General features: G+C 36.9%; 13 protein-coding genes and 1 pseudogene. 3 read left to right on the top strand and 11 right to left on the bottom strand.

What is annotated here, in order from left to right; all coding sequences use genetic code 11:
• The 5 genes and pseudogenes from GHT08_RS06225 to GHT08_RS06205 all read right to left on the bottom strand — a co-directional run.
• Positions 1-205, bottom strand: a pseudogene (locus GHT08_RS06225) (hypothetical protein); the annotation flags it as partial.
• A 32-nt stretch (positions 206-237) separates the two neighbouring features.
• Positions 238-837 carry a hypothetical protein gene (locus tag GHT08_RS06220; RefSeq protein WP_163580564.1) on the bottom strand — a complete coding sequence of 200 codons (600 nt, stop codon included), beginning with the start codon at positions 835-837 and terminating at the stop codon, positions 238-240.
• A gap of 85 nt (positions 838-922) precedes the next feature.
• Positions 923-1,663 (bottom strand): class I SAM-dependent methyltransferase, encoded by a 741-nt coding sequence (locus GHT08_RS06215; protein ID WP_163580563.1) that lies wholly within the window; start codon positions 1,661-1,663, stop codon positions 923-925.
• A 131-nt stretch (positions 1,664-1,794) separates the two neighbouring features.
• Positions 1,795-2,004 (bottom strand): CPBP family intramembrane glutamic endopeptidase, encoded by a 210-nt coding sequence (locus tag GHT08_RS06210; RefSeq protein ID WP_272953883.1) that lies wholly within the window; start codon positions 2,002-2,004, stop codon positions 1,795-1,797.
• 227 nt (positions 2,005-2,231) lie between these two features.
• Positions 2,232-2,393 carry a hypothetical protein gene (locus tag GHT08_RS06205; RefSeq protein ID WP_163580561.1) on the bottom strand — a complete coding sequence of 54 codons (162 nt, stop codon included), beginning with the start codon at positions 2,391-2,393 and terminating at the stop codon, positions 2,232-2,234.
• 387 nt (positions 2,394-2,780) lie between these two features.
• Between GHT08_RS06205 and GHT08_RS06200 the strand changes: the two genes are divergently transcribed.
• Together GHT08_RS06200 and GHT08_RS06195 are read left to right on the top strand one after the other, a co-directional pair.
• Entirely contained in the window at positions 2,781-3,782 is a 1,002-nt protein-coding gene (locus GHT08_RS06200; RefSeq protein ID WP_163580560.1) for a nuclease-related domain-containing protein, read from the top strand.
• Between the two features lie 6 nt (positions 3,783-3,788).
• On the top strand, positions 3,789-5,111 hold the full coding sequence (locus GHT08_RS06195; RefSeq protein ID WP_163580559.1) for a hypothetical protein: 1,323 nt from the start codon (positions 3,789-3,791) through the stop codon (positions 5,109-5,111).
• On the opposite strand, the gene GHT08_RS06190 is transcribed toward GHT08_RS06195, so the two are convergent.
• From GHT08_RS06190 to GHT08_RS06175, 4 genes are all read right to left on the bottom strand, one after another.
• Positions 5,108-5,587 carry an SRPBCC family protein gene (locus GHT08_RS06190; RefSeq protein ID WP_163580558.1) on the bottom strand — a complete coding sequence of 160 codons (480 nt, stop codon included), beginning with the start codon at positions 5,585-5,587 and terminating at the stop codon, positions 5,108-5,110. The two genes, GHT08_RS06195 and GHT08_RS06190, sit on opposite strands and share 4 nt — an antisense overlap.
• Positions 5,588-5,684: 97 nt before the next feature.
• Positions 5,685-6,161: a GNAT family N-acetyltransferase gene (locus GHT08_RS06185; RefSeq protein WP_163580557.1), complete on the bottom strand. Its 477-nt coding sequence runs from the start codon at positions 6,159-6,161 to the stop codon at positions 5,685-5,687.
• 15 nt (positions 6,162-6,176) lie between these two features.
• Positions 6,177-6,548 carry a DUF4181 domain-containing protein gene (locus tag GHT08_RS06180; RefSeq protein ID WP_163580556.1) on the bottom strand — a complete coding sequence of 124 codons (372 nt, stop codon included), beginning with the start codon at positions 6,546-6,548 and terminating at the stop codon, positions 6,177-6,179.
• A 53-nt stretch (positions 6,549-6,601) separates the two neighbouring features.
• Entirely contained in the window at positions 6,602-7,141 is a 540-nt protein-coding gene (locus tag GHT08_RS06175) for a flavodoxin family protein (protein WP_163580555.1), read from the bottom strand.
• A 129-nt stretch (positions 7,142-7,270) separates the two neighbouring features.
• Here GHT08_RS06175 and GHT08_RS06170 point away from each other — a divergent pair, with 129 nt between their 5' ends.
• On the top strand, positions 7,271-8,173 hold the full coding sequence (locus GHT08_RS06170) for a LysR family transcriptional regulator (RefSeq protein ID WP_163580554.1): 903 nt from the start codon (positions 7,271-7,273) through the stop codon (positions 8,171-8,173).
• A gap of 26 nt (positions 8,174-8,199) precedes the next feature.
• Here the strand turns inward: GHT08_RS06170 and GHT08_RS06165 are convergent, their stop codons facing one another.
• Positions 8,200-8,649: a YrvL family regulatory protein gene (locus tag GHT08_RS06165; RefSeq protein ID WP_163580553.1), complete on the bottom strand. Its 450-nt coding sequence runs from the start codon at positions 8,647-8,649 to the stop codon at positions 8,200-8,202.
• A gap of 22 nt (positions 8,650-8,671) precedes the next feature.
• Positions 8,672-8,941 (bottom strand): hypothetical protein, encoded by a 270-nt coding sequence (locus GHT08_RS06160; RefSeq protein WP_163580552.1) that lies wholly within the window; start codon positions 8,939-8,941, stop codon positions 8,672-8,674.
• Positions 8,942-8,947 lie beyond the last annotated feature (6 nt).

Below are 8,947 nucleotides of genomic sequence, written 5' to 3'. Positions count from 1 at the left end.
GGGAGACTTCTTTCTGAAGAACGTTAAAATCAAGTTTTTCTAATGAGCCATACATTTCAAATGGTAAAAGCACACAATATCCTGGTAGAAATTGAGTATCGCCAATGGCAGCAAAACCACTCCTCATTTTTTTTATAATCATAGGATTTTCCCCTCGATGTGCAGATGCTATTCTATCTATTTTCCATTTATCATTAATTGTCATATGGTATTTCTCCTTAGATTAATAGTGGGGTGTTATTTCCCCGTACGCTCCAATATTCCTGGATAATCATCATATATGACATTCATTGGCTTCTCTATGTCCTCCAATATTTTCTCTAAGTTGATGGATTCACCTTCTACTTCCTCATTAATTGTTCTATACACTGTAATAACTGCTTCTATTTTCTCTTGGTCTTCACTATTTATCGCATAAGAGTGATTTTCAAGGAATTTATTCGTCAACTGAGTTATGAATTCATCGGTACGAATCAAGCTAAATTTTAATAAATCCCATGCAGAGGATTCTTCCTCATCTGTATGTAATGTCGAAATAGCATACAAATAACTATGAATACTTTTACTTTCCCCTTTTACAACACGCCATGCATAGAATAATTCACTGTCCACCTCACTATTTTCTTGATTCTCCATCTTTAAGTTGGCGAATTCCTCGATCCAATCAGCCAAGTTGTCACCTTTTTCAGAAATGATTTCTAAATACTGATAATTTCCTTCGATACTCTGTTTAATATAGTGTCTGTATTCCAGATGGGTATAGAGACTATATAGCATATATATACCAATTAATAATAGTAGAAATCTGCGTACAAGCTTTTTCCAATTTTTCTTCATCTAATCCCCCGTCGTTACTTATCTAAGATATCGTTTATGTGTACAGAAGCGCTTATCGACTTTTTGTATGTTAGTGACTCAAGATTTAACTAGCTCCCCTTGATTTGATAACAATAAAAGACGGCCTTCTTTTTTCATTTACTAATTTAGGCATTTGCTCTAATCCAGATGGGATTGACTGTGGCTCAATAACCTTTTCTAATATAAATCCGTTGTCTAAGAGTGTATTTATTAAAGTTGAAATGGTTCTATGATAAACAATTACACCATCCACATACCAATTATGCTCCCTTTTTCCTTCTTCCTGATAATTGTCTAAAGCCCAATGTAGCTTTTCTCCGTTGCTATCCCTCAACCAATTGTCCATCTCAATTCGGGCAGTTACAATAGGATGTTCTGTTGAAAATATAAATTCGCCATTCTTACTTAATAAATTTCTTACCTTCTGAATCAGATTGGTATAATTTTTTATATAGTGTACAGCTAACGAGCTTATAATTAAATCGAACTTTTGGTTTTGTAATTCTAAATCTTCTATTGGGGTACATATATATTCTATTTTCTCATTCTCGTTTTCTTTTTTAGCCTGTTCTATCATATTTCTGGAGATATCTACTCCTATAACCTTTGATGCACCGTTATCTACACAATACTTTGCAAACTTACCGGCACCACACCCTAAGTCTAATATAGTTTTATCTTTGAGCGTAGAAATGGCAGATTTTATCGCTGGTTGTTCAATGAAATCATTATAAGTTATTCCACTTTCACGTAAATCCATATACTCTTTAAAGAAATCAGGATTGTCATAAATATTTTGCTTCATTTGTTTTCCTCCATTTTTAGATAACAAATAACTTCAAGTTATTGTTAAATATATAACATTTGAAAAACTACTTATCTTTTTCAAGTAGAGCGAACAAATATGCAAGGATGATCTCTATTTTTACGAGAGTGTTATAATAACCACGGTACTACAGTTGCAAGTAGATTAATGCCATTGTGCAATACGATTGCAGGTAGGATACTTCCTGAATTGGCTCTGATCCATCCTAAAACAAAGCCAGGATCAATGATAACGCTTAAATGATTGCCAAAGGTGATACCATGTATGAAGGCAAATAACAACGTAGTGATGATAGATTCCAACCTACCTTTGCTCCTCATAGCGTTTAGGAAGCTATAGAAAAAGATTTGCTATTCTTACTAGTGTTATTTCGATATCTATTCCATACGAACGGTCCGATCAGTAGGGTGATAATTCCTAACCATAGTGTAAAAATTGTTGATCATACACACAGCCACTCCTGACAAAGTATGTTCCAATATGTATTAGCAACAACACAAATGACAATTTGAATCGGGGTTTTCTTCACATACTTCTTCCCCTCCTTTTATTTGTTTTCTAAATCTTCTATTCGCTTTTCCAAATGATCTATCCTTTGCATTAATTCACTATTGGTGGTGTTAATTCGATTGGATATCATTTTTATAAGTGAAATAAGGAATAAGACTAAGACGACAGCACCTAGAAAATATCCAATGATGATTTCCATTGTATATACTCCTCCTTTTTTCAACTGGTTATCTTGATGAGTTCTCGCTATTTTTCTTTTCGGCGAAATAATTCCAAGTATGAAATATAGACCAAAACACAATGATTACTAGAAGTGTATAGTAGCTCGTATAAACCTTTGGAATGGAGAATAATAGGATTACAGCAATTATAAAAAATGGTGGCATTAGTATCCAATATCGTTTATTTTTAAAGTATTTAATTGCGACTTCCTCCTGTTTTCTTTTGAGAATATCTATTGTTATATTTTAACATAAAATAAAATTTCCTTCAGTGGGTGTTGAAGAGTGCTTCGATCTTTAACTTTTTGAATAATCCTTACTTCCGTCCAACTTAAAATCAATTTTGAAAAGGAATTTTACTATTTATGTCGAATATTCTAGAAAGAAAGGATGTGATTGCTATTATTATCAAGAAGCGACAGGAACCGGAAAGTATTTTAATGCTGAAACGTGGCCTGAAACGAATCAGAAAACGAAGGCGTGACATGGAGCTAGAACTTCGTAATATTGAACAAGGCTATCAAGCTGAATGCCAACTCGATTTTTACTTAGAACGAATCGGAATTAACTCAAACGATGTAGTTGTTCTTCAAGACCTCCGCCTCCCCGCTACAGATCGGCATTCCTTTTTTCAAATCGATAACCTTCTCCTTACTTCACACTTTGCTGTCAACATTGATGTGAAAAGCCAACCTGGTACATTCACCTTTCAAAACAACGCGCGAAATTTCCAATACGCTTTGCATGGAAAGAAATACGGGATGATGCACCCTATATCACAGGTAGAAGAACAGCGTGATCAACTCCGCTCATGGCTTGGTACTCAGTGGGAAAATTATCCGATCGTCAATCTTGTAGCTCTAGCAGATCCAAATGCTGAGATAGTTACGGACTCGAGTAGTGACTGGGTATATGATTGGGTTATGCCTTTTGCTTTATTGAAGAAATCTTTTAAACGTGCTGCTGATCAATATACGCAATCCTTTTTTCAATTAAGTGAGCTGACGCGTGTTGGTTATCAGTTAGCACAGGCGCATTGTAAACCAGAGATGCATTATTGGAAAAGATTTGGACTTGAACAAGGGGATGTCGAGAGCGGGGTGCTGTGCCCTTTTTGCGGTAGGTTGGCAATGGATCGCTTACGAGTAATCTGGGATTGTCCTCATTGTGGCGGGCGAGATCGTCATGCACATGTCACGAGCCTGCTCGATCATTTTGTATTTGTAAAACCGACAATGACGAACCAAGAGTGCAGGGAGTTTTTACATGTAGAAAAAGAATATACCGCTAGAACATTAATGACAAACGCCGGAATATTAGATTGGTACGGCAGTAAAAGCGGACGAGTTTATATTTTGAAGAAGTGATGTTATTTGAGCAAGTGCTATTCATTAAGTTTAATTAAGGGAAGGGTGGTTTTTCCTTGGAGCAGGATTTCGCTTCCGGGGATATTTGTTTCCCTTCCATGGATATATCCACTTATCCCGGGAACAGAGGATCTTATCCTTGGAAGGGAAGACTTTTTCCTTGGAACAGCATTTCTCTTCCGGGGATATCTACTCCGCTTCCGGGGATATTTGTTTCCTTTCCATGGATATATCCACTTATCCCGGGCACAGAGGATCTTATCCTTGGAAGGGCAGACTTTTTCCTTGGAACAGCATTTCTCTGCCGGGGATATGTACTCCGCTTCCGGGGATCTTTGTTTCCCTTCCATGGATATATCCACTTATCCTGGGAAGAGGAGGCTTTTTCCTCGGAAGGGAAAACTTTTTCCTTGGAACAGGATTTCGCGTCCGGGGATATGTGCTCCGCTTCCGGGGATATTTGTTTCTCTTCCCTGGATATATCCACTTATCCTGGGAAGAGGAGGCTTTTTCCTCGGAAGGGAAAACTTTTTCCTTGGAACAGGATTTCGCGTCCGGGGATATGTGCTCCGCTTCCGGGGATATTTGCTTCTCTTCCCTGGAAATATCATCTTATCCATGGAAGAGGAGGATCTTTCCTCGGAAGGGAAGACTTTTTCCTTGGAACAGCATTTCTCTTCCGGTGATAGGTGCTCCGCTTCCGGGGATATTTGCTTCCCTTCCCTGGAAATATCATCTTATCCACGGAAGAGGAGGATCTTTCCTCGGAAGGGAAAACTTTTTCCTTGGAACAGCATTTCGCGTCCGGGGATATGTACTCCGCTTCCGGGGATATTTGTTTCCCTTCCCTGGATATATCCACTTATCCTGGGAACAGAGGATCTTATCCTCGGAAGGGAAGACTTTTTCCTTGGAACAGCATTTCGCGTCCGGGGATATGTACTCCGCTTCCGGGGATATTTGTTTCCCTTCCATGGATATACTCACTTATCCTGGGAAGAGGAGGTTCTTTCCTCGGAAGGGAAAACTTTTTCCTTGGAACAGGATTTCGCGTCCGGGGATATGTGCTCCGCTTCCGGGGATATTTGTTTCCCTTCCATGGATATATCCACTTATCCATGGAAGAGGAGGTTCTTTCCTCGGAAGGGAAGACTTTTTCCTTGGAACAGCATTTCTCTTCCGGTGATATGTGCTCCGCTTCCGGGGATATTTGTTTCCCTTCCGTGGATGTATCCACTTATCCTGGGAAGAGGAGGTTCTTTCCTCGGTAGGGAAGACTTTTTCCTTGGAACAGGATTCTGCTGTAATACTCTGCATGCTTCCCCCTAACTTAAACAAGACGAACCAGTTTGAGCGTTTCTCTCAGCAATTGCTTTTAACCCCTTTGCTCTGCTAATGATAAACCTTGTCATATATTTTTCTAGAAACAACTTGTCAGCAATTCTTCCTATTAACCCAAAAGGTGACTTATACTCAAATGTATCAATCATTATGGTTCCACCTTTTTCTTCTACAAATTGATGTGTATGAGTAAATGAACTAAAGGCTCCTTTTACCATGATATCAACAAACTCCGTAGGCTTGTTCATATGAGTTACTTTTGCAGTTAGCCTTTGTTTAATGCCAAAGTGAGTAGCTTCCCAAGTGACCGTATCACCCTCATTTAATAACCCGTGTGTAACGCCACTAACAACTCTTTCCTTCGTATTAGCTGTTGTTTTAGTATGTATATCTACGCTTCTGGCAAGATTAAAACATTCTTCTACAGATGCTTCAATAAATTGTTTATGATAAACAATAGGCATTTTGTATTCTCCTTTGCTATGCGCCCATTACAATCAATAATTTGGTTTGCTGTTTCTTCTGTATAGTCTCTCTTGATTATAAAATCTGTTAAAGACCTCACCACATTAACTTCATAACAAATTGCTCACCAATTGGACCATGTTTTCTTTTTCCTGTATCTTGAAATCCCACTTTTTCATACAGTTTTTGAGCAGCTATGTTTTTGTGATTTACAGCTAAAACAATTTCATTACACTCTGGAAATTCTGCGCTAACGAATTTTCTTAGTGATTTCATAGCTTGCTTTGCGTAGCCTTTTCCCTGTTTAGTTTGGTTTATCGATAATGAGGTGAGCAACATTGCCTGAGGATTATCCGAATACTCCTTTACTCTGTCGGTTTCGTGCAAGAGAAAAAAGCCCACCGGCTCCATCTCGTCTAAAATAACAATTCGATGCTGTCCTTCTGTTACTTCTTTATAATTGATGGGCAACGATGTATATTGCGCTTGTTCATTAGGAAGTGCAAAGGAATTTAATACTTCTAAATATTCATTTGAAAAATGTCTTAATTCGATCATATCAGTTTTATCCATATAGCAAATCTCCTTTTAAGTTATGATACCGAAATGTATAGAGCCGTAAACAATCGAGCCAGTAATAAATAACACGCAAGTTACCGCACTTAGGAGATATGTTTGGTTATCTGTTGCAAACTTCCACTTCATCATGGCACGAAAAGCAAACATCAAACTAGGAACAATAAAAAGGAACAGTCTAAGCCTGTGATATTCACCAGTTATTGATGCAGGTATCAATAGCAAAGTTGCCCAGTGAAGGATATTCTCCACATATTTATGTGTTTTATTTACATATCTTTTCTCTAAGTCAGCCTCTTCCATGTTCATCTTTTTTATTAGCTTTCTATTGATAAGCTGATCCATGATAAAGATGCAAAATAGAATGACGATAATAACTATCATAGAAATCCCTTCCTTACAGATGCTAAATTTCATTTTAACATAAAATACCAAATTTACATCTTTTCATGCAAAAGTTCGTTCGCCATAGATAATGCTTGCTGATCTTTATATATTTCACCAGGCTTATTACCAAGTCCAAGGACATAGCCATCAAATGAAATACCAATAAAATCAAAAATATATTGAAATTGTTGGATCAAAGGCAATCCTTTCAATCGCGGATTATCCCCTCCTACAGCTATTACAAAGGCGTTTTTGGATTGCATTTGTTTTTTAAATTCCGGAAAGTTCGAATCCCTAAGTGTTTGAGACCAGCGATCAATAAAGGTTTTCATTTGCCCAGTCATCCCAAACCAATAAATAGGTGTTGAAAACACTAAGGTGTCATGAGCTAACAGCCGCTTTATTAATAAGTTATAATCATCATCGATATCTTTAAATCCTTCTTTTGCATGCCGTGAATCTTTGATTGGGACTATCTGATAATCATCCAAATAAATGCGTTCAGCTTGCACACCATGGATGGCATGTTCCGTTAGAATTTCCGTATTTCCGTTTTTTCGTGTCCCACCGTAGATAATTGCTATAGACATCCTATCCACTCCTTTATTATTCATATCCTTTGAGAAAAGGTTATTCATATCATAAAATAAAAACAATAATTAATAAAACTGAATATTTTGATTGCATCAATCGATATATTCGATTACAGGAGAATGAATATGGATATCAAACAGTTGAATACTTTTAAAATAGCAGCAGAAACTTTGAATTTTACCAAAACAGCTAAAATCTTAAATTTTGCTCAATCAAGTGTCACCTCTCAAATTAAATCTCTTGAAAAAGAACTAGATACCAAGTTATTTGAAAGATTAGGTAAGACATTATATTTAACGGAAACCGGAAAGCAATTCAAAACTTACGCAGACAAAATGGTTAACTTATCCGAAGAAGCAAAATCAATTGCAACAGGAGGAAATGAACCGTCAGGCACATTGATTATCGGAGCACAAGAAAGCCAATGTACCTATAGGCTCCCACCTTTACTAAAGGAGTTCCAACAGCAATTCCCAAAGGTCAAATTAATATTTAAACCTGCTCATTCAGATGAAGTCGCGAAAGAACAATTACTAAAAGGAAATTTAGATGTTGCTTTTATCATGGACGAAGTGAGATATACTGATTCTTTGGTAGTGGAGCGATTGGTAAAGGATGAAATGAAGATTGTGGCATCACCAGATCATCGATTAGCCAATCATTTAGAAGTGTATCCTCAGGATCTGAAAGATGAAACGCTATTGTTGACGGAGACAGGTTGTTCATATCGTACCATTTTTGAAAATACTTTAACAAAGGCAGAAGTATATCCTTCCAATAGAATAGAATTTGTCAGTATCGAAGCACTTAAACAATGTGCGATAGCAGGACTTGGAATAGCTAAGCTACCATATATGGCTGTTGAGAAAGATATACGCTCAGGTAGATTGAAAGAACTAAAATGGCAAAGCGATGCACCAGCTTTTTTCACGCAAATCGCATGGCATAAAGATAAATCAATGAATCTTCCGTTAAAATCTTTCATAGATTTGACTTGTCAGATGTTAAAAGATACAGAGGAAATTTAATGTAGATTCACTACAGAGAATCCCCATTAGCTTTTGTTTACTTTTTTTTCGCCATCAAAAACTAATTCCAGTACAGCTAGAAGCAATGCCATGATAACCTCTGTATACACGGAAAGGCTAATTCTTCTCATGAATTCATCTACCGTAAACAAAACGAACCAGTTAGATACCAATTCATAAACGAATCGGCTAGCTGGCGTTTGCAATTTACCTGTTATATTACGAAGGATTAACTTGAAAATCGGTTTGAAAATCAAATCGACAATAATTCCGATAACAAAGAAGCTGATAACAAAAACAATTAGCGACCAAACAGATGTATACTGAACACCCAGTAATTCAAAAACCCCTACAAATCCAAAGAAAAATATTCCTAATACAAAGCCAACTGCGACAATTATAAGAAGTGTTATGGCGACAACAGTAATGAGTTTCTCTTTTTTGTTCATATCATGGAATGAATCATTTTCTGACATAAGTCTGTTTCTCCTTCTAGAATTAATTAATTACTTTTTTACGCAACATTTTCTGGAGCTTTTTTTGATAAGACGCGCTATCGAGGTTCTCAACATTGAATTTCCCGATTGTCTCACGCACATCTTTATCGTGAATAATCTGACTTCTATATCGTTCATCTACTAGGAGGTTGTTGAACCACTGATATTTTTTAAGCTCTCTTATGTTTTTCTCTATTTCCATTTCAGTGACTTCCGTGATCAAAGGTGAGAAAGTAATGATACTTAACATATTCAAAACAAAATTTCTCAATTGAAT

The sequence above is a fragment of the Gracilibacillus saliphilus genome, from assembly GCF_010994085.1.
GTDB lineage: Bacteria > Bacillota > Bacilli > Bacillales > Amphibacillaceae > Gracilibacillus > Gracilibacillus lacisalsi.
This window is presented reverse-complemented; position numbering and strand designations above follow the sequence as displayed.